The organism is Komagataeibacter intermedius TF2, assembly GCF_000964425.1.
Classification (GTDB): domain Bacteria; phylum Pseudomonadota; class Alphaproteobacteria; order Acetobacterales; family Acetobacteraceae; genus Komagataeibacter; species Komagataeibacter intermedius.
Map to the genome: position 1 here is coordinate 1 of NZ_BANF01000145.1, position 245 is coordinate 245.

Consider the following 245-nt stretch of genomic DNA (forward strand, 5'->3'; position numbering starts at 1 on the left):
GATGTTTTCTTCCTGTTTCTGGAACGGGGAGAGTGTGAATGCGACGGTATGGTCTGCGCGATGGTCAGTGGGAACGGATAAAAGATCTTCTCCCGGGTCGCGAAGGTCATGTCGGTGGGACGGCTGCGGATAACCGTCTGTTTATCGAAGCCGTGCTGTATCGTTACCGTGCAGGCATTCCCTGGCGTGATCTGCCTGCCCGGTTCGGGGACTGGAAGAACGTGCACCGGCGGCTGCGTCGCTGG

General features: G+C 58.8%; 1 protein-coding gene. It reads left to right on the forward strand.

Going from position 1 to position 245, the window contains the following annotated elements; translation table 11 throughout:
• Window positions 1-38: 38 nt before the first annotated feature.
• Window positions 39-245: transposase (locus tag B7449_RS14375; RefSeq protein ID WP_048883745.1), on the forward strand; the 207-nt coding region annotated here is incomplete at its 3' end.